The sequence below is a fragment of the Brevundimonas sp. genome (assembly GCF_046295775.1).
Taxonomy (GTDB): domain Bacteria; phylum Pseudomonadota; class Alphaproteobacteria; order Caulobacterales; family Caulobacteraceae; genus Brevundimonas.
Genome location: NZ_JBKBML010000012.1, coordinates 24562 through 43281 on the forward strand (window position 1 = coordinate 24562; position 18720 = coordinate 43281).

Annotated in this window: 18 protein-coding genes; 15 read left to right on the forward strand and 3 right to left on the reverse strand. The window is 67.4% G+C overall.

Annotated features, from left to right (window positions below; all coding sequences use genetic code 11):
* The first annotated feature begins 11 nt into the window (after positions 1-11).
* From ACK4I0_RS08875 to ACK4I0_RS08885, 3 genes are read left to right on the forward strand one after another with little or no spacing between them, the layout of a single operon-like run.
* Positions 12-815, forward strand: coding sequence for an ABC transporter ATP-binding protein (locus ACK4I0_RS08875; protein WP_409610164.1), 804 nt, complete (start codon positions 12-14; stop codon positions 813-815).
* Between the two features lie 12 nt (positions 816-827).
* The gene (locus ACK4I0_RS08880) at positions 828-1766 is read left to right on the forward strand and encodes an MlaD family protein (RefSeq protein ID WP_409610067.1); all 939 of its coding nucleotides are present in this window, start codon (positions 828-830) and stop codon (positions 1764-1766) included.
* Positions 1763-2368 carry an ABC-type transport auxiliary lipoprotein family protein gene (locus ACK4I0_RS08885; protein WP_409610069.1) on the forward strand — a complete coding sequence of 202 codons (606 nt, stop codon included), beginning with the start codon at positions 1763-1765 and terminating at the stop codon, positions 2366-2368. The genes ACK4I0_RS08880 and ACK4I0_RS08885 overlap by 4 nt, the downstream gene beginning before the upstream one ends.
* A 2-nt stretch (positions 2369-2370) precedes the next feature.
* On the opposite strand, the gene ACK4I0_RS08890 is transcribed toward ACK4I0_RS08885, so the two are convergent.
* Positions 2371-2583 carry a hypothetical protein gene (locus ACK4I0_RS08890; protein ID WP_409610071.1) on the reverse strand — a complete coding sequence of 71 codons (213 nt, stop codon included), beginning with the start codon at positions 2581-2583 and terminating at the stop codon, positions 2371-2373.
* 92 nt (positions 2584-2675) lie between these two features.
* Here ACK4I0_RS08890 and ACK4I0_RS08895 point away from each other — a divergent pair, with 92 nt between their 5' ends.
* Both ACK4I0_RS08895 and ACK4I0_RS08900 read left to right on the forward strand, forming a co-directional pair.
* Positions 2676-3665: a helix-turn-helix transcriptional regulator gene (locus ACK4I0_RS08895; protein WP_409610073.1), complete on the forward strand. Its 990-nt coding sequence runs from the start codon at positions 2676-2678 to the stop codon at positions 3663-3665.
* Positions 3666-3733: 68 nt separating this feature from the next.
* A complete protein-coding gene (locus ACK4I0_RS08900; RefSeq protein ID WP_409610075.1) occupies positions 3734-5197 on the forward strand; it encodes a hypothetical protein in 1464 nt (487 codons plus the stop codon).
* A gap of 14 nt (positions 5198-5211) precedes the next feature.
* Here the strand turns inward: ACK4I0_RS08900 and tkt are convergent, their stop codons facing one another.
* Positions 5212-7161 carry a transketolase gene (gene tkt, locus ACK4I0_RS08905; protein WP_409610166.1) on the reverse strand — a complete coding sequence of 650 codons (1950 nt, stop codon included), beginning with the start codon at positions 7159-7161 and terminating at the stop codon, positions 5212-5214.
* 139 nt (positions 7162-7300) lie between these two features.
* On the opposite strand from tkt, the gene ACK4I0_RS08910 reads away from it, so the two are divergent.
* From ACK4I0_RS08910 to ACK4I0_RS08930, 5 genes are all read left to right on the forward strand, one after another.
* On the forward strand, positions 7301-7573 hold the full coding sequence (locus ACK4I0_RS08910; RefSeq protein ID WP_409610077.1) for a hypothetical protein: 273 nt from the start codon (positions 7301-7303) through the stop codon (positions 7571-7573).
* A complete protein-coding gene (locus tag ACK4I0_RS08915) occupies positions 7573-7890 on the forward strand; it encodes a cell division protein ZapA (RefSeq protein WP_409610079.1) in 318 nt (105 codons plus the stop codon). The genes ACK4I0_RS08910 and ACK4I0_RS08915 overlap by 1 nt, the downstream gene beginning before the upstream one ends.
* 133 nt (positions 7891-8023) lie before the next feature.
* Positions 8024-8236 (forward strand): hypothetical protein, encoded by a 213-nt coding sequence (locus ACK4I0_RS08920; protein ID WP_409610081.1) that lies wholly within the window; start codon positions 8024-8026, stop codon positions 8234-8236.
* A gap of 104 nt (positions 8237-8340) precedes the next feature.
* Positions 8341-8850, forward strand: coding sequence for a DOMON-like domain-containing protein (locus ACK4I0_RS08925; RefSeq protein ID WP_409610083.1), 510 nt, complete (start codon positions 8341-8343; stop codon positions 8848-8850).
* A complete protein-coding gene (locus ACK4I0_RS08930) occupies positions 8847-10049 on the forward strand; it encodes an exo-beta-N-acetylmuramidase NamZ domain-containing protein (RefSeq protein ID WP_409610085.1) in 1203 nt (400 codons plus the stop codon). The genes ACK4I0_RS08925 and ACK4I0_RS08930 overlap by 4 nt, the downstream gene beginning before the upstream one ends.
* Here the strand turns inward: ACK4I0_RS08930 and ACK4I0_RS08935 are convergent.
* Positions 10046-11335 carry an NAD(P)/FAD-dependent oxidoreductase gene (locus tag ACK4I0_RS08935; RefSeq protein WP_409610087.1) on the reverse strand — a complete coding sequence of 430 codons (1290 nt, stop codon included), beginning with the start codon at positions 11333-11335 and terminating at the stop codon, positions 10046-10048. The two genes, ACK4I0_RS08930 and ACK4I0_RS08935, sit on opposite strands and share 4 nt — an antisense overlap.
* Positions 11336-11406: 71 nt before the next feature.
* On the opposite strand from ACK4I0_RS08935, the gene ACK4I0_RS08940 reads away from it, so the two are divergent.
* The 5 genes from ACK4I0_RS08940 to ACK4I0_RS08960 all read left to right on the forward strand — a co-directional run bounded on the left by ACK4I0_RS08940 (position 11407) and on the right by ACK4I0_RS08960 (position 18685).
* Positions 11407-12099 carry a DUF6624 domain-containing protein gene (locus ACK4I0_RS08940; RefSeq protein WP_409610089.1) on the forward strand — a complete coding sequence of 231 codons (693 nt, stop codon included), beginning with the start codon at positions 11407-11409 and terminating at the stop codon, positions 12097-12099.
* 81 nt (positions 12100-12180) lie between these two features.
* Positions 12181-13059, forward strand: a complete 879-nt coding sequence (locus ACK4I0_RS08945; RefSeq protein WP_409610091.1) for an ABC transporter ATP-binding protein — start codon at positions 12181-12183, stop codon at positions 13057-13059.
* Between the two features lie 12 nt (positions 13060-13071).
* On the forward strand, positions 13072-16650 hold the full coding sequence (locus ACK4I0_RS08950) for an ABC transporter permease/M1 family aminopeptidase (protein ID WP_409610093.1): 3579 nt from the start codon (positions 13072-13074) through the stop codon (positions 16648-16650).
* Between the two features lie 60 nt (positions 16651-16710).
* Positions 16711-17592 (forward strand): Ku protein, encoded by an 882-nt coding sequence (locus ACK4I0_RS08955; RefSeq protein WP_409610095.1) that lies wholly within the window; start codon positions 16711-16713, stop codon positions 17590-17592.
* 64 nt (positions 17593-17656) lie between these two features.
* On the forward strand, positions 17657-18685 hold the full coding sequence (locus tag ACK4I0_RS08960) for a DNA adenine methylase (protein ID WP_409610097.1): 1029 nt from the start codon (positions 17657-17659) through the stop codon (positions 18683-18685).
* Positions 18686-18720 lie beyond the last annotated feature (35 nt).

An 18720-nucleotide genomic window follows, 5' to 3' on the forward strand; every position in this document is an offset into this window, starting at 1 on the left:
CGCCGGAGACCATCGAAGCGAAGGACTCCTACGACGTGACGGGGCGCGACGGCGAGGCCCTGATCCAGGTCGAGGGCCTGCTCAGCCAGTTCGGCGACCGCACCATCCACGAGAACCTGGATCTGACGGTCGAGCGGGGTCAGGTGCTGGGCGTTGTGGGCGGATCGGGCACCGGCAAGACGGTGCTGCTGAACACCATCATCGGTCTGAAGCAGCCCGAGGGCGGGACCATCCGCCTGTTCGGCCACGACACCGCCGACATGACCAAGGATCAGGCCGCCGAAATCGAGCGGCGCACCGGCGTGCTGTTCCAGCAGGGCGCCCTGTTCTCTTCGTTGAGCGTGCTGGACAATGTGGCCTCGCCCCTGGTGGAGCACACCAGCCTGTCCAAGTCGGACATTCGCGAATTGGCCGAGATGAAGATCGCCATGGTGGGCCTGAAGCCCGAGGCGGCGTTCCTGAAACCCGCCGAACTGTCGGGCGGCATGCGCAAGCGCGTCGGCCTGGCGCGCGCCCTGGCTCTCGACCCAGAACTGCTGTTCCTGGACGAACCGACGGCGGGGCTGGACCCCATCGGCGCCGCCGCCTTCGACGAACTGATCCGCAATCTGTCGGACGATTTGGACCTGACGGTCTTCATGATCACCCACGACCTCGACAGCCTATACGCCATCTGTGACCAGGTGGCCGTGCTGGCCGACAAGCACGTGGTGGAAAAGGCCACGGTTCAGGAACTGGAGCGTTCCGACCATCCGTGGATCAAGGAATACTTCCTGGGGCCGCGCGGTCGCGCCGCCACCAAGACAGCCGCTTGAGGAGAGCGGGACATGGAAAGAGACGCCCACTACGCCGCCGTCGGCATCGCCACCGTCGCCCTGCTGCTCGCCCTTGCGGTGTTCAGCATCTGGCTGGCCAGGCTGCAGTTCAACAGCGAATACGATGTCTATGACATCGTCTTCTACGGCCCCGTGCGCGGTCTGTCCGAAGGCGGCGAGGTCCACTTCAACGGCATTCGCGTCGGCGAGGTGACCAACCTGAACCTGGATCCCAACAAGGGCGACCAAGTCATCGCCCGCGTGCGTCTGAACGGCACCACGCCGGTGCGGGTGACCTCGCGCGCCCAGCTGGAGCCGCAGGGCATCACAGGCCTGAACTACATCCAGATCACCGCCGGCTCGCCCGAGAGCCCGCTGCTGAAGGCCCAGTATCCCGAGAATGTCGTGCCGGTGATCCAGAGCCAGCCGTCGCCCATCGCCGAACTGCTGAGTGGGTCTGGGACTGTGCTGGCTCAGACCGTGGATGCCCTGAACCGGGTCAACCGCATCCTGTCGGACGACAACATCCGCTCCTTCTCGACCAGCCTGAAGAATGTCGAGTCGCTGTCCAACGAGCTAGAGGCCCGCAAGGGGATGTTCCAGCAGCTGGAGCAGGCTCTGACCCGCGCCAACAGCGCCGTGGCCGAATACGAGCGCCTGGGCGTCAGTGCGCGTGAACTGGTCGAAAACGACGGCCGTCGCGCGGTGGCCAATATCGAACAGGCGACCGAACAGGCCCAACAGGCGATCGCCTCGATTAATCGGACGGCCACCAATCTGGAAGGTCCGCTGGGCGATCTGGGCTCTCAAGGCCTGCCGCAGCTGATGCAGGCCATTCAGGGGCTGGAAAGCGCCACCCGTTCGCTGGAGGGCCTCGTCGACGAGGTCCGCTCCAGCCCCCGTGACTTCATCAGCCGCGCGCCGGCCAAGGAAATCGAGGTGCAGCCGTGAACCGTTCGCTTCTGATCGCGGCCGCCGCCGCCCTGCCGATCCTGTCCGGCTGCGCCCTGCTGTCCTCGCCGGATCCGGTGCAGATGTACCACTTCGGCGGCCAGGCGCCGGCCGAGGCCCGGGCGCCGATCGCGCAGCCCGTGGCCATGGGGCTGCGTCGCATCGAGATGCCCCAGGCCTCTCGCACCGACCGCATTGTCGGCGTGACGGGCTCCGAGGTCGCCTACATCAAGGGCGCGCGTTGGGTCTCGCCGGCAGACGACCTCTATACCGAGGCGCTGGAGAACGCCTTCGCCGCTCGGGCGCAGCGCGTTCGTCTGGTGGGGCCGCGCGAGCTGACCACGGCGGAACGCAGCCTCGACGTCGATATGCGCGCCTTCGAGGCTCGATATGACGCGCCCGGCGCCGCGCCGTCGGCCGTCATCACGGCGCGCGCTCAGATCCTGAGCCGCGAGGATCGGTCGGTGGTCGCGGAGCAGACCTTCTCGGTCTCACGCCCGGCAAGCGAGAACCGCGTGTCGGCCATCGTCCAGGCGTTCGAAGCCGCGACGGCGGACATCAACGCCCAGATCGTCGACTGGGCCGACCAGAACGCGGGCTGATCTCAGGCCGCCATGCGCCATTCGGGCTGGACGGGGGCGGGCGCGTGGAACTCGTCCCACATCGCGTCCTCGTCCGCATAGCGCGCGCTGGCGGCCGAGGAGATGACGTCGATCACCTGCTCTTCCTGGCGGTCCCAGATGACGGCCAAGTCTCTAGCGCCCGAGGGGTCGCAGGGGACGATCAGGTAGCGGTCGGAGAGAGCGGCGCGGGCCATGGTCTGAACTCCTGAAGCGGTTTGCCTCTTGTCGATGAAGACAGGATGCGACAGCATTACGCCAGTTTCGGACGTAGCCCTGTGGAGAAGTCGTGCGACACGACAAGGCGGCCATGGTGATCGAACTGGCGCGGGCCCTCGCCGGCAGCGCCGAGGGGCTGACGCTCGACGAAATGGCGCGCGCCATGGGCGTGGGCCGGCGGACGGCCGAGCGGATGCGCGATGCTGTCCTGGCCCTGTTTCCACAGACGGAGGAAATGTCGGACCCGCCGACCAAGCGATGGCGCATCCGGGGCGGCCTGTCCGCCTTCGAACAGGCGCCGACGGCGGTGGAGATGGTCGAGCTGGCCCGGGCGGCCCAGTCCCTGCGCGCCTCGGGCGAACCGGCGCGGGCGGCGGCGCTCGAAGCGCTTGAGCGCAAGGTCAGGGCGGCGATGCGCTCCACCACTCTGAACCGTATGGCGCCGGATCTGGAGGCCTTGGTTCGGGCCGAGACCATCGCCGTTCAGGCCGGTCCTCGCCCTTCGGCGGACGAAGCCATGCTGGCCGAAATCCGCGGCGCCCTGCTGGCGCAAAGGCCGCTGGGGTTCGTCTACTCCCGGCCGGGGGCGGAGCCCAGGCGGCGCAGCGTGACGCCCTGCGGGGTGATGTTCGGGCGGGCCAACTATCTGGTCGCCGCCGACCGCGACAGCGGCCGCGTCCAGACCTTCCGCCTGGACCGAATGAGCGGCGTCGAGGCAGGCGAAGGCATGGCCGTCCCGCCGGCCGATTTCGACCTGGGCGTCTTCGCCAGTCAATCGTTCGGCATCTATCAAGACCAAGTCGAGGACGTGGTTCTGCGCATCTCGCCCGAGGGCGCGGCCGAGGCGCGGGCCTGGCGCTGGCACCCGACCCAGACGGTCGAGGATCAGGCCGACGGGGCGGTTATCGTACGCTTTCGGGCGTCCGGCATGCGCGAGCTGGCCTGGCATCTGTTCAGCTGGGGAGATCAGGCGGCCATCGTCGCGCCTGACCGGCTCAAGGCTGTCATGGCCGCGGAACTGGCGGCCGCCACGCGCGCTTTGGACGCCGCCGGCGCATGACGAAGGCGTAAGGTGACCAGCCCCCGCGCCGGCCTTAGGACCGGGACGTCGCCCGTGGAGATGCACGCATGAAGACTTGGCCGTTAGCCGTTTCCGCCTTGGCTCTGGCCGCTGCCCTGACCGCCCTGACGGGTTGCGCGCCGGCGGGACCGGTCTCCGACATCCGGCTGCCGGGGTTTGCCGGCCTTCAGGCCCGGCCGACGGTGGCGAGCATCAGTCGGGACAGTCAGGGGCGGTTCGAGGCGGTCTATGAGCTGGATCGCGAAGCGCCCGTCTGGGCCTTCCGCCGATCCGCTCTGTCGCGCGAGGGCCGGCGGCCGTGGCGGCTCGACCAGTGGCGAGTGACCACGCCGGGCGTGACGCTCAGCCGGGTCGGTTTCTATGACGTGCTGACCGCCGAGGGCGGCGGTCCCGTGCCGCGCCAGGTCCGGGTGGCGCTGACTCCTGTGTCGGCCGACGTGGAGGCGGACTACGACCCGGCGCTGATGTTCTCCACCGGCGCCATGGCGCTTTACACCGACCATTTCGACGTCATCCCCTATAGCCGTTTGGACGAAGTGCAGGCCCTGCCCAGCGATCTGAACGAGGTCCCAACGCCCGGCTCCGGCCCTGTCGAGACGCGCTTTCGCGACGCGCGCGGGCCGGTGCTGTTCCGAGGCGAGCGCGTCGCCGAGGCGGTCGGCCGCAACGCCGATACTTACGTCCTATTCGGCGCGGGCGAAGCCAGCGAGAGTCGGGGCGTCGCCGCCATCGTCGATCCGGGTCTGCCCGGATGGATCGGTGATGAATTGGAAACCTTCACGCCGCGCATCCTGGACTACTACGCCCAACGCCTGGGGCCGAAACCCGGCGCGACGCCGACCGTCATGGTCAGCTGGCGCGGACCCTCCAGCGGCCGCAACAGCCTGGGCGGCAGCGTCATGAGCGGGCTGATCGTCATGACCTTCGAGGGGTCGGGCCTGACCCGCGTCGACCCGTCGGCCATCGTGCGCTCGCGCTGGTTCATCGGCCACGAGGCGGCGCACTTCTGGCTGGGACAGGCCGTGCGCTATCAGTTCGCCCGCGACGCCTGGATCACCGAAGGCGGGGCCGACCTGATGGCCGTTCGAGGCCTCAAGGCGCTTGATCCGTTCTACAACGCCCGTGCCGAGCTGCAGAACGAGGTCAACGACTGCACCCGGCTGGCCGTGCGGCCGGTGGCCGAGGCCGGCGATCGCGGCGAGCACCGGGCCTATTACGCCTGCGGGGCCGTCTTCGCCATGGCGGCCGAGGGAGCGCAGGCCCAGCGGGGCGGCGGAGACTATTTCGACTTTCTTCGGCCGCTGATCGACGCCAACCGGCGGGACGGCGTGCTGACGCGCGAGGAATGGCTGTCGGCCCTGACGCGGACTTCGCGCGATCCGTCACTGCGCCTGGATGTCGAACGCCTGCTGGACCAAGGCGCGTCAGATCCCGCCGCCGTCATCGCCCGCCTGTTCCAGCGAACAGGCGTGGCGCATCGTGTCGAGAACGGCAGGGTTGCGCTGCTCTAGGGCCGCGCTTCAGCCTACAGCCGGTCCTTGACCGCCTTGGCTACGGCTTCCGCGGTGATGCCGAACTTTTCATAGAGCACTTCGGCCGGAGCCGAGGCGCCGAAGCCTGTCATGCCGACGAAGGCGCCATCCTCGCCGATGAAGCGCTCCCAGCCCTGTTTGATGGCCGCCTCGACCGCCACGCGCACCGTGCCGCGGCCGATGACCGAGGCCTGGTAGGCGGCGTCCTGCTGCTCGAACAGTTCGAAGCAAGGAACCGAGACCACGCGGGTCGGCACGCCGGCCGTCTCCAGCGCCTCGGCCGCCTTCAGCGCGATGGCGACCTCGGTGCCGGTGGCGAACAGGGTGGCGCGCGCCTCGCCCGACGCCGCCTTCAGCTCATAGGCGCCCTTCCTGGACAGGTTCTCGCCCGAGGCGGTCAGACGCACGGCCGGCGTCTTCTGGCGCGACAGGGCCAGGGCGGACGGCGTGGTCTTGGTCTCCAGCGCAATCTGCCAGCACTCCAGCGCCTCGACGGTGTCAGCCGGGCGATAGACGTTCAGATTGGGAATGGCGCGCAGCGCGGCCAGATGCTCGACCGGCTGGTGGGTCGGCCCATCCTCGCCCAGGCCGATCGAATCGTGGGTCAGCACATGGACCACCCGCACGCCCATCAGGGCGGCCAGGCGGATCGATGGGCGGCTGTAGTCCGAGAACACCATGAAGGTGCCGGCGTAGGGAATGACCCCGCCGTGCAGGGCCATGCCGTTCATCGCGGCGGCCATTCCGTGTTCGCGGATGCCCCAGTTGATGTAGCGGCCCTCATAGGTCGGGGCGTCGAAGATCGGCGTGTTCTTGACGAAGGTGTTGTTTGAACCCGTCAGGTCCGCCGAACCGCCGATCATTTCCGGGATGGCGTTGAACAGCGTGTCCAGCGCGGCGCCCGACGACTGGCGCGTAGCCTGGGCCGGCCGGCTGTCGACCAGGGCCTTCAGCTCGGCCTCCAGGGCGTCAAAGGCGTTCGCCGGCAGGTCGCCGTTCATGGCGCGGGTGAAGTCGGCGGACTGGTCCGACGCCTCCAGACGCGCCTCCCAGACCTTGCGCGCCTTGGCGCCGCGGCGGCCGACCTTGCGCCAGGCCTGTTCGATGCTCTCGGGCAGTTCGAAGGGATCGTGGGTCCAGGCCAGGCCCAGCCGCGTGGCGGCGATCTCGGCGGTGCCCAGGGCCGCGCCGTGGGTCTTGTGGCTGCCTTCCATGGTGGCGGCGCCGCGGCCGATCTTGGTCTTGCAGGCGATCAGGGTCGGCTTGTCCTGGCGGGTCGCCCACTTCAGGGCGGCGCGCACGGCGTGGACGTCATGGCCGTCGACCGCCTTCACGGCCCAGCCCGCGGCCTTGAAGCGGCCCTTCTGATCCGTGCAGTCCGACAGGGACACCTTGCCGTCGATGGTGATGTCGTTGTCGTCCCACAGCACCGTCAGCTTGTTCAGGCGATAGCGGCCGGCCAGGGCGATGGCCTCCTGCGACACGCCTTCCATCAGGCAGCCGTCGCCGGCGATGACCCAGGTGCGGTGATCCACCAGATCCTCGCCATAGCGCGCCGCCAGATGGCGCTCGGCCATGGCGAAGCCCACGCCGTTGGCCAGGCCCTGACCCAGCGGACCGGTGGTCGTCTCGACGCCCGGCATGTGGCCGTATTCGGGGTGACCGGCGGTCTTGGCGCCCCACTGACGGAAGTTGGACAGTTCTTCCTTGGTCGCATCCTTGTAGCCGGTCAGGTGCAGCAGGGCGTAGATCAGCATCGAACCGTGGCCGGCCGACAGGATGAAGCGGTCGCGGTCGTGCCAGTCGGGGCGCGAGGCGTCGAACTTCAGAAACCTGGAAAACAGCACCGTGGCCACGTCGGCCATGCCCATTGGCATGCCGGGGTGGCCGGACTTCGCCTGCTCCACGCCGTCCATGGCGAGCACGCGAATGGCGTCGGCCATCTGCTTGACGGTGGGCTTGGCTTGCGCGGAAACGACTTCGGTCACGGGCGAGACCTCTCGGACGGCGTTGAAAAGGGGGCGGCGCCGCTTTACCCCGTGGCGCGGGCGGGTTCTATACGAAATCTGGAGGATGCGACCGATGGCCGACGCCACCACCGCCGCCAAGGCCCGGATCGACCGCGCTTTGGGCGCGCTAGAGCGCAAGATCAACGTGCTGAAGGCCCGCCCCGTCCCCGGCGCGGCGGTCAGCGACGACGACCTGTTCGCGCCCAAGGACGTGACCGACGCGGTCGCCGCCCATCGCATCGCCGAGCTTGAGGCCGCCGGGCGTCAGGCCGCCGACGCCCTGGCCCGCGCCGCCGAGGCCGTGCGCGACGTGCTAGAGGAAGACGATCAGGAGGCGCGCGCCTGATGGCCACCGTCACCATCGACATCAACGGCCGCCCCTATCAGGTGGGCTGCGCCGACGGTCAGGAAGAGCGCGTGCGCATCCTGGCGCGCCAGTTCGACGCCCATGTGCGCTCGGTCGCGGGCGACGTCGGCCAGGTCGGCGACCTGCGCCTGTTCCTGATGGCCGCCCTGATGCTGGCCGACGAACTGCACGAGGCGCGCGGCAAGGCCCAGAACGGCCCGTCCCCGGCCGCCCCCGCCTCAGCCTCATCCGACGGCGTCGCCGAGGCCCTGAACGCCGTCGCCGCCCGCATCGAAAAGATCGTTCAGGACATCTGACCGGCAGACCGGCGGCTGAGCGTTTTCGAGCAGAGTGGTCCCTGAGCTTCGGGATCGTGCTGCTTCTGGAAGGAGCCCTGCGGAATGACCGCTAGGGGTGGATAGCCGACCTTCCCACAGCTATCGTTTCCGAATGAAGAGGTTCGTCTCAAGCAAGAACGACAAGGGCTTCGCCAAGACCGTTTTAGAGGTTGATGACGGCGGAGTGGCCTGCTTGGCGTTTGAACGCGAGGACAGTGCCTACCCGGAGTGGGACTATTGGGAGCAGGACTTGGAGACCGCGAAGGCGATGTGCCTCGACCTCTGGGGGGTGCCGACGGTGTCGTGGGGCGAGGTTCCTGCTTAGCCGCGAATGTCCGCTACGGGTCGAAAGCAGACTTAGACGTCGTTGCCCATTTGCGACTTGCCCACTCACCTTGCACGGGCCCGCCCATCCGATACCTACATCCCATGCGCCTGCCCCTGATCCCGCATCCGACCACGGCCGACGTCGGCGGACTGACTCTGGAGGTCGAGGTGCGTCGGGCAGGGCGGGTGTTGAGCCTGGAGTATGCGCTGGGCGGGCCGGTGGAGATGGTGCGCTGGCCTGAGGGCGCGGCGAGGGTTCACTCCGACGGGCTGTGGCGCACGACCTGTTTCGAGGCGTTCGTGGGCGCGGGCGCGGGCTATGTCGAGGCGAACCTGTCGCCGTCGGGGGCGTGGGCGATCTATGAATTCGACGGCTATCGGGACGGGATGCGGACGGTCGAGGCGCCGGCGCCGTTCATCGTCATGCGTCAGGCGCCGGGACAGGTCGTCCTGACGGCGGATGTGCAACTGCCGCCGGATGCGACGGGGCCGATCGGCCTGTGCGCGGTGATCGAGCGGTGGGACGGGGCGATCAGCTATTGGGCGCTGGCCCATCCGTCGGATAAGCCGGACTTCCACCATCCTGAGTCCTTCGCGCTGGAGCTGCCATGAAGTTCGGCCTCGATCGTCTGTTGTCCGATCCGGCGCTGCGGGCGCCGCTGGCCGGCCGGCGCGTGGCGTTGCTGGCGCATCCGGCCTCGGTCACGGCGGACCTGACCCATGCGGTGGATGCGCTGGCGGCCTGTCCCGAGATCACGCTGACCGCCGCCTTCGGCCCGCAGCATGGAATGAAGGGCGACCTGCAGGACAATATGATGGAGAGCCCGGACTACCGCGATCCGGAGCACGGCTTTCCGGTGTTCAGCCTGTATGGCGAGGTGCGCCGCCCGCGCGACGAGTGGATGGGCGAGTTCGACATCCTGCTGGTCGATCTGCAGGACCTGGGGTGCCGCATCTACACCTATGTGACGACGCTGCTTTACGTGCTGGAGGCGGCGGCGAAACACGGCAAGGCGGTATGGGTGCTGGACCGGCCCAACCCGGCCGGGCGGCCCGTCGAGGGGCTGACGCTTAAGCCCGGATACGAGAGCTTCGTCGGCGCCGGGCCGATGCCGATGCGCCACGGCCTGACGATGGGCGAGCTCGGCCGCTGGTTCATCGACCACTTCGGCCTGGACGTGGATTACCGCGTCATCGAGATGCAGGGCTATGACCCAGAGGCTGGGCCCGGCTTCGGCTGGCCGCTGGGCCGGCGGGAATGGGTCAATCCCAGCCCGAACGCGCCGAACCTGAGCATGGCGCGCGCCTATGCCGGCACGGTGATGCTGGAGGGCGCGACCCTGTCGGAGGGGCGAGGCACGACCCGGCCGCTGGAGCTGTTCGGAGCGCCCGACATCGATGCGCGGGCGGTCATCGCCGAGATGCAGAGGCTGGCGCCCGACTGGCTGGGCGGCTGCGTGTTGCGCGACATGTGGTTCCAGCCGACCTTCCACAAACACGTCGGCCAGCTGTGCTCGGGCGTGCAGATCCACGTCGAGGGACCCTGGTATGACCACCAGGCCTTCAAGCCGTGGCGGGTGCAGGCGCTGGGGTTCAAGGCGATCCGGCGGCTGTACGGCGACTATGACCTGTGGCGCGACTTCCCCTACGAATACGCCTTCGGCCGCCTGCCGATCGACACCATCAACGGCGGGCCGGGTCTGCGCGAGTGGGTCGATGACAACGAGGCCACGCCGGGCGACCTCGACGCCCTGACCCTGCCTGACGAACGGGCGTGGGAAGAGACGCGGCGGCCGCACCTGATCTATTAGTGCAGCTTCAGCCGCCCCGAGACGCGGCGGTGCAGCAGGCGCGACAGAGCCAGCAGCGCCGTCCGGGGCGCGCCCAGGATCGAGCGGTGGTGGTCCAGGTGCAGGGCCATATAGGCCCATTTGGCCAATAGGCCCTCGATCAGGAAGTTGGAGCCGCCCAGCCCACCCATCAGCGAGCCGACGCCCTGGTCATCGCCCAGCGACACCAGCGATCCTCGGTCGCGATAGACGAAGGGCTTGTCGAAGCGGGGATCGAGCAAGGCGCGGCTGAGATATTGCGCCTGCTGGCTCGCGGCCTGGGCTCGGGCGGGCACGGGCTGGCCGCCGGGCCTGGGCGTCTGGGCGCAGTCACCAAGTGCATAAATGTGCGGCGCCGAGGTGCGCAGGCGATCGTCGGTGACGAACTGGTTCAGCTTGCCGGTGTCAAGTCCAAGCTCGGCGTTGAAGTCCGCCGCCTTCACTCCGGCCGCCCAGACGACGAGATCGGCGGGGACGGGGCCTTGGGAGGTTTCCAGACCCTGCGCGGTGACGCGCTGAACCTCCGCGTTTGTCATCAGGTCTATGCCGCGCTCGGTCAGGGCGCGGGCGGCCTTGGCGGCGACCTTTTCCGGTAGCCCCCCCAGGATGCGCGGCGCGGCCTCGACGATGGTGACCTTCATCTGGAAGGTCTGATCGCCCGACAGGCCGGCGACCAGTTCTCCGTGGCCTTCCAGCAGTTCGGTGGACAGCTCGACCCCCGTGGCCCCGGCGCCCACGATGGCGATGCGCAGCACGCGCTCCTCAGACACCGACGCCGCCAGGAGGGCGGTGGTCAGCCGGCGATGAAAGGCCTCGGCGTCGGCGACGTCTTCCAGCAGGTGGGCGTGCTCGGCCGCGCCGGGCGTATCGAACAGGTTTGAGCCCGAGCCGGTGGCCAGCACCAGGGTCTGGAACCCTAGTGTGCGCGGCGGGACCAGCACCTCGCCGTCGTCGTCGTAGATGGCGGCCAGGGTGACCGTGCGCGCCTCGGCGTCCAATCCGGTGAGGTCGCCTAGCACGAAGCGGAAATGATTACGTCGGCTCAGCAGCGGATAGGACAGCCCCTCCTGATGCGAATCCAGCGATCCGGCGGCGACCTCGTGCAGGCTGGGCTTCCACAGGTGAAAGACCGAGCGGTCGATCAGGGTCACGCGCCGGCGCCCCTCACGCCGCCCCAGCTTGCGCCCCAGCCGCGCCGCCAGCTCCAGCCCGCCGGCGCCGCCGCCGACGATGACGATGTCATGGGCCTCGGCCGATTTGCGCTTCAAGGTTGTTCCTCCAATATGGACAACGCGCCCATGGCTTGACCGTTCGACGGCGCGTCGTCGCAGGAGATGTGATGTTGATCGGCTGGATTGTCGCCCTGGCGATTGTTTTCTCTCCCATGCAGGCGGCCCCGACGCCGTCAATCAGTCCTGAAGCGGCCGCCCTTATCGCGCCGGTGGGACAGGCCATCGAGGCCGAGAAGGCGCGCCAGTCCGCTCTGCCCCCGCCTGCCGACGACCGCGAGAAGCTGGAGCGGATGGGCGTGCTGGATCAGGTCGGGCGTCGCGCCATGAACCCGATCGATCTCAGCGTCCTGCCGCCCGAGCAGCGCCAGCCGGCCATGCGCGCCATGTGGGCGCCGATCAAGGCGATGGACGACCAGTTGATGGTCGAGCTGATGACCATGGTCCCCGAAGAGGGTTGGTTCTATCGCAGCCAGTGGGGCGACCAGGCCGCCGGCGCCGCCTTCCTGATCGTGCAGCACTCCAACGTCGAGGCCTGGCGACGTTTCGTGCCGGTGCTGGAGCCGCTGGTGGCGACAGGCGAGGTGGACGGCCCCAGCTACGCCCTGATGTTCGACCGGCTGGCCATGAACGACGGGCGGCTCCAGCGCTATGGCAGCCAGATGACCTGTGTGGATGGCCGTTGGGCGCTGGCCCCGCTTGAGGATTCCGAGAACGTCGAGGCCCTGCGTCAGGCGATGGGCTTTCCCGAAACCCTGGCCGAATACACCGCGCGGTTCGACACCTATCCTCCTTGCGCCTGAAAATCTGTCCGAAGCGTAACTTGACCCTCAGGGGCGTCAGAACCCAGGCTGGCGGCTCATGAATCGCATGTGGGGGCTCTCATGCTTTCGATCCGAAACCTGGTCCACGTCTATCCCAACGGCACGCGCGCCCTGGATGACGTAAGCCTGGAGGTGCCGACTGGCATGTTCGGCCTTTTGGGACCGAACGGCGCGGGCAAATCGACGCTGATGCGGTCGATCGCGACGCTGCAGACGCCGACCTCGGGTCAGATGACGTTCGGCGAGATCGACGTGATCAAACAGCCGGAAGAGCTGCGCCGCACCCTGGGCTATCTGCCCCAGGACTTCGGCGTCTATCCGCGCGTTTCGGCCTACGACATGCTGGACCATATGGCTGTGCTGAAGGGCATCGCCGACGGGAAGGATCGCAAGGCAACCGTCGAGAGCCTGTTGAACCAGGTCAACCTGTGGCCCGTCCGCAAGAAGGCCCTGGCGGGCTTCTCGGGCGGGATGCGCCAGCGGTTCGGCATCGCCCAGGCCCTGATCGGCCAGCCCCGGCTGATCATCGTCGACGAGCCCACCGCCGGTCTCGACCCGGAAGAGCGCAACCGCTTCCTGAACCTGCTGGCCGAGATCGGCGAGAGCGTGGTGGTCATCCTGTCGACCCACATCGTCGAGGACGTGGCCGATCTGTGCCCGCGAATGGCGGTGCTGGCCGACGGCAAGATCCGTCTGGAAGGCGCGCCGTCCGACCTGCTGGGCCAGATGCAGGGCCGAGTGTGGAAGAAGACCATCGACAAGGCCGATCTGCCCGAACATCGCGTTCAGCACGAGGTCATCTCCACCCGCCTGTTCGCCGGGCGCACGGTGATCCATGTCCTGTCCGACGCCAAGCCGGGGCCGGGGTTCGAGCCGGTCTCGGGCGGCTTGGAAGATGTCTACTTCTCGACCCTGTCGGCCTCGCGCCGCGCCGCCTGAGGTCGATAGATCATGTTCGCCCGCATCGCGGCCTTCGAGTTCCGCTATCAGCTTCGCCAGCCGGCCTTCTGGGTCATCGGCATCCTGTTCCTGCTGCTCGGCTTCGGGCTTGCCGCGTCCGAGAACGTCTCGCTGGGCGCCGGCGGGAATGTGCACAAGAACGCGCCCTATGCGCTGACGCTGGCCCAGATCGCGTTCAACATGTTCTTCATGCTGGGCACCACGGCGATCGTCGCCAATGTGGTGGCCCGCGATGTGTCGACGGGCTTTGGGCCTATCGTCCAAGCGACGCGGATGTCGAAGTTCGACTATCTGTACGGCCGCTTCTTCGGCGCATTCGCGGCGGTCGCGCTCTGCTATCTGTCGATCTCGATCGGCACCTTCCTGGGCACGCTGATGCCCTGGGTCGATCCCGAAACGCTGGGGCCGATCCGGCCCGGCGACTACGCCTACGCCTATCTCGTGTTCGGTGTGCCGGGCGTGCTGCTGAGCTCGGCCCTGTTCTTCGCGCTCGCGACCGTCACGCGCTCGATGATGGCGACCTACGTGGGCGTGGTGGCGGTGTTCATCCTCTACACCGTGGCCACCGGCGTGATGGGCAACAAGCCCGAGTTCGAGACCGTCATGGCCTGGGCCGAGCCTTTCGGCGCATCGGCCTATGAGCTGGTCACCCGCTATTGGACGGCGGCGGAGCGAAATAGCCTGAACCCGCCGCTGACCGGCGTGCTGCTGGGCAACCGTCTGATCTGGATCGGCGTGGCGCTGGTCGCGCTGGCGGTCGCCTATGCCCTTTATCGGCCGGCCGTTCGCGGGTCGAAGGCCAAGAAGCAGGACCGGCTGCGGGCCCTGGCGGAGGCGGCGCCCCCGGCTCAGGCCGACCTGTCGTCGCTGGCGCGTCCGACACACGGGATGAAGGCTTCGCTGGCCCAACTGTGGTCGCGCACCCGGCTTGAGATGGCCATGGTGTTCAAGAGCCCGGCCTATGCGGTCCTGATCGTTCTGGGCTTCGTCTTCGCCAGCATCATTCTGCTGTTCACCGGCGAACTGTATGGCGCGCCGATCCTGTTGGTGACGCGCGTGGTGATCGCAGGCCTGACGGGCTCCTTCGGCCTGATCGCCATGATCGTGGCCATCTACTATTCGGGCGAGCTGGTCTGGCGTGACCGCGAGCGGCGCGTGCACGAGATCGTGGATTCCTCGGCCGCCGCCGACTGGACCTTCTTCGTGCCCAAGGTTCTGGCCCTGGCGCTGGTGCTGATCTCGACCCTGATCGCGGGCGCCGCGGCCGGCATGGCCGTGCAGACCTACAAGGGCTATTTCGACTACGAGATCGACAAATACCTGCTTTGGTACGTCGCGCCGGAGGCGCTGAATTATACCCTGCTGGCGGTGCTGGCGATCTTCGTTCAGGCCCTGTCGCCCAACAAGTTCGTCGGCTGGGCGATCATGGTCGTCTACATGATCTCGACCATCGTCCTGGGCAATCTCGGTTTCGATCACCTGCTGTACCGCTATGGTTCGGGCATCGCCGTGCCGCTGTCGGACATGAACGGGCAGGGCAGGTTCGCCGGCTACGCCAGCTGGGTGAACGCCTATTGGACCGCCTTTGCGGTGGTGCTGATGGTCATCGCCTACGGCCTGTGGCGTCGTGGGACCGAGGTGCGGCTGAAACCCCGCCTGAAGCGTCTGCCGCGCCGTCTGGCGGGACCGGCCGGCGCGATCGGAGGCCTGGCGCTGGTCGTCTTCGCCGGCCTGGGCGTCTTCATCTTCATCAACACGAACGTGTGGAACGAATACCGCAGCCGCACCCAGTTCGAGCGTATGCAGGCGGACTATGAAAAGACGTTGCTGGGCTTCGAAAGCCTGCCCCAGCCGTCGATCGACCAGGTCACCTTGGCCATCGACATCTTTCCGCACGATCCCCGCATGGTCACGCGCGGCAGCTATGTGATCGAAAACCGCACCGACCGACCGCTGAACGCGATCCATCTGCGCTGGACCAGCGACGATCTGGAAGTGCCGGTCCTGGAGGTCGAGGGCGCGTCGCTGGAGCGTCAGTGGGATCGCTTCGACTACCGCATCTACCGTTTCGCCCAGCCGATGCAGCCCGGCGAGCGGCGAACCGTACAGTTCGAAACGGTGCTGGCGCAGAAGGGCTTCAAGGTGCGCGGCAACATGACCTCGATCGTGGACAACGGCACTTTCGTGAACAGCCGTGTCTTCACGCCGATCATCGGCATGGACCGCAACGGCCTGCTGTCGGATCGCGCCAAGCGCCGCAAGCACGGCCTGCCCGCAGAGTTGCGCATGGCCAAGCTGGAGGACGAGGCGGCGCGTCAGCACAACTACATCGGCGCCGACTGGATCCGGGCGGACATCACCGTCTCGACCGTGGCCGACCAGACGCCGATCGCGCCGGGCTACAAGGTGTCGGACCAGACCGCGGAGGGCCGCCGCACAGCGCGGTTCGTGACCGAAGCGCCGATCCTTAACTTCCTGTCGGTGCAGTCGGCGCGCTACGACGTCACCCGTCGCGAGCATGCCGGCGTCGATCTGGCCGTCTACCATCACCCCGGCCACGAGCAGAACGTGCCGCGCATGCTGGACGCGCTGGAGAAGGGGCTGGACTATTTCCAGGCCAACTTCAGTCCTTACCAATTCCGCCAGGCGCGGATCATCGAGTTCCCGGCCTACGCCAGCTTCGCCCAGGCCTATGCGAACACCATGCCCTATTCCGAAGGGCTGGGGTTCATCGCCGACTTCTCGGACCCTGAGAAGATCGACTACGTGACCTACATCACCGCCCACGAACTGGGTCACCAGTGGTGGGCGCACCAGGTCGTCGGCTCGGACCAGCAGGGCTCGACCCTGCTGTCGGAAAGCCTGGCGCAGTATTCGGCGCTGATGGTGATGGAGAAGATCTACGGCCCGGATCAGATCCGTCGCTTCCTGAAGTACGAGCTGGACAACTTCCTGCGCGCCCGGGCGATGGAGCGGCTGGAGGAACTGCCCCTGATGCGGGTCGAGAACCAGCAGTACATCCACTATCAGAAGGGCGGCATGGTCATGTACCTGCTGCGCGATCAGATCGGCGAGGAGGCGGTGAACCGCGCCCTGCGCCGCGTGCTGGATCAGTATGCGTTCAAGAGCGCGCCTTACCCGCGTTCGCTTGACCTGATCCAGGCCATCCGCGCCGAGGCGCCCGCCGACAAGCAGGACCTGATCACCGATCTGTTCGAGAAGATCACCCTGTATGATCTCAAGACCACCGCCGCGACCGCCACGCGCCGCGCCGATGGCCGCTGGGACGTCGCGGTGACGGTCGAGGCGCGCAAGCTGTATGCCGACGGCAAGGGGGAGGAGACGGAAAGCCCCTTGAACGAAATCATCGATATCGGCCTCTTCTCGGCCGAGCCGGGCAAGAAGGACTTCACCCGCGACAGCGTCCTGGCGTTCGAACGGCGGCCGGTGCGCACGGGCGTGCAGACCTTCCGCTTCATCACCGCCCAGAAACCCAGCTTCGCCGGCGTGGACCCCTACAACAAGTGGATCGACCGCAACTCCAACGACAATACGCGCAGGGTCGACTGACGCTCTGAACAGATCGGCCGCGCCCGCGTTGACTCCGCCGATTCGCATGGAGACGACGTCATGGCTGCGCGGCCGACCTGGAGCGGACATTTGAAGCTGTCGCTGGTGACCTGTCCGGTCGCTCTCTACACCGCGACGACCTCGACCAACGATGTCCGCTTCCACCTGATCAATCCAGAGACCAACAACCGCATCCGCATGGTGCCGACCGATCCCGACACGGGTCCGATCGAGCGGTCGGATCTGGTCAAGGGTTATGAGGTGTCCAAGGACGAGTACGTCCTGTTCGACGACGCCGATTTTGACAAGGTCCGGCTGGAGAGCACCAAGACAATCTCCATCGACACCTTCGTCGACGAGGCGGACATCGACCGCCTGTACTGGGACAGCCCCTTCTATGTGGTGCCGGAAAAGGGCGTGGGGGCGGAGGCCTTCGCGGTCATCCGCGAGGCGATGAAGACCGCCGGCAAGGTGGCCCTGGGCTGTCTGGTCCTACGCGGCAAGGAGCGTCAGCTGGCGCTGGAGGTCCACGGCAAGGGATTGGTCGCCTATACGCTGCGCGCTCACGACGAGGTGCGCCAGCCCGAGGACTATTTCGACGACATTCCAAACGTGAAGGCCGACAAGGACATGGTCGAGATCGCCGCGCGCATCATCGGCCAGAAGGAGGCGGACTTCGATCCGACCACCTTCAAGGACGGCTACGACGACGCGCTGCGCGAAATGATCAAGGCCAAGCAGGAGGGCGGCAAGGGCGTGGTCGAGGCTTCCGAGCCCGACGACACCAATGTCATCGACCTGATGGCGGCGCTCAGGGCCAGCCTTAAGGGGACGGCGTCGACGGGAGCCAAGAAGGCTCCGGCCAAGAAAGCGCCGGCCAAGAAGCCTACCGCCAAGACATCCGCCGGGAAGAAGCCGGCCGCCAAGAAGAAGGCGGCGTGAGCCTGACCGCGCCTCGCTGAAGCCTGCCCCTTCGACTCGATTTGTCTGATAGCTTAGCGGCGCGATGATCAAATACATCGGCTCCAAGCGCGCCCTCCTGGGCCAGTTGACGGGGGCCGTCCGGGCGGCCCTGCCCGGCGGCGGGCGAGTGTGCGACCTTTTTTCGGGCACCGCCCGCGTGGGTCAGGCGCTGAAGCGCGAGGGCCATACGGTTTGGTCCAACGACCTGACGGCCTATGCGCACATTCTGGCGACCTGCTACGTCCAGGCTGACGCCGTGGTCTGGCAGGACAAGGCCGAGCGGCTGATCGCGGAACTGGCCGCTGCGCCGGCGATGGACGGCTGGTTCACCGAGGCCTGCTGCCGCCAGGCGCGCTATTTCCACCCGGACAACGGCGCGCGCATCGAGGGCGTGCGCGAGCGGATCGCAGCCCTGTCGCTCGAGCCGGAACTGGAGGCCATCGCCCTGACCAGCCTGATGGAGGCGGCCGACCGGGTCGATTCCACCGCCGGCGTCCAGATGGCCTATATGAAGGCGTGGGCGGCTCGGGCGATGAAGCCGCTGACGCTGCGTCTGCCCGACCTGACGCCGGGCGTCGGGCGCGCCACCCGCGCCGATGCGGTCCAGATCGCGCCGACGATCGAGGCCGATCTGGTCTATCTGGACCCTCCCTACAACCAGCATTCCTATCTGGGGAACTATCATGTCTGGGAGACCCTGACCCTGTGGGACCGGCCCGAGACCTATGGCGTGGCCAACAAGCGGATCGACTGCCGCACGCGAAAGAGCGCCTTCAACAGCCGGCCCGGCATCGGCCCGGCCTTGCAATCGGTGATCGACGCCTTGGAGGCGCCGCAGCTGATCGTGAGCTTCAACGACGAAGGCTATCTGGGCCGCGACCAGTTGATCGAAATGCTGTCCTCGCGCGGGCCGGTTCAGGTGATCGAGATCGACCGGCCGCGCTACGTTGGCGCGCGCATCGGCATTCACGACCCCAAAGGCCGAAAGGTCGGTTCGGTCGGACGGTTGAGGAACGTCGAATATCTGTTTGTCGCCGGCCTGGAGGACGCGGTTCTGAACGCCGCCGCTTGAATGCGCCGGAACGCCGCGGCGCCTTCGTCGTTCAG

Bases quoted from the DNA above. Each gene is read 5' to 3' on its own strand.
- ACK4I0_RS08890 (WP_409610071.1), bottom strand. From the start codon at position 2,583: ATGGCCCGCGCCGCTCTCTCCGACCGCTACCTGATCGTCCCCTGCGAC.
- ACK4I0_RS08920 (WP_409610081.1), top strand. From the start codon at position 8,024: ATGAAGAGGTTCGTCTCAAGCAAGAACGACAAGGGCTTCGCCAAGACC.
- ACK4I0_RS08900 (WP_409610075.1), top strand. From the start codon at position 3,734: ATGAAGACTTGGCCGTTAGCCGTTTCCGCCTTGGCTCTGGCCGCTGCC.
- ACK4I0_RS08910 (WP_409610077.1), top strand. From the start codon at position 7,301: ATGGCCGACGCCACCACCGCCGCCAAGGCCCGGATCGACCGCGCTTTG.
- ACK4I0_RS08955 (WP_409610095.1), top strand. From the start codon at position 16,711: ATGGCTGCGCGGCCGACCTGGAGCGGACATTTGAAGCTGTCGCTGGTG.
- ACK4I0_RS08880 (WP_409610067.1), top strand. From the start codon at position 828: ATGGAAAGAGACGCCCACTACGCCGCCGTCGGCATCGCCACCGTCGCC.
- tkt (WP_409610166.1), bottom strand. From the start codon at position 7,161: ATGGCCGACGCCATTCGCGTGCTCGCCATGGACGGCGTGGAGCAGGCG.
- ACK4I0_RS08950 (WP_409610093.1), top strand. From the start codon at position 13,072: ATGTTCGCCCGCATCGCGGCCTTCGAGTTCCGCTATCAGCTTCGCCAG.
- ACK4I0_RS08940 (WP_409610089.1), top strand. From the start codon at position 11,407: ATGTTGATCGGCTGGATTGTCGCCCTGGCGATTGTTTTCTCTCCCATG.
- ACK4I0_RS08925 (WP_409610083.1), top strand. From the start codon at position 8,341: ATGCGCCTGCCCCTGATCCCGCATCCGACCACGGCCGACGTCGGCGGA.
- ACK4I0_RS08915 (WP_409610079.1), top strand. From the start codon at position 7,573: ATGGCCACCGTCACCATCGACATCAACGGCCGCCCCTATCAGGTGGGC.
- ACK4I0_RS08930 (WP_409610085.1), top strand. From the start codon at position 8,847: ATGAAGTTCGGCCTCGATCGTCTGTTGTCCGATCCGGCGCTGCGGGCG.
- ACK4I0_RS08960 (WP_409610097.1), top strand. From the start codon at position 17,657: ATGATCAAATACATCGGCTCCAAGCGCGCCCTCCTGGGCCAGTTGACG.
- ACK4I0_RS08945 (WP_409610091.1), top strand. From the start codon at position 12,181: ATGCTTTCGATCCGAAACCTGGTCCACGTCTATCCCAACGGCACGCGC.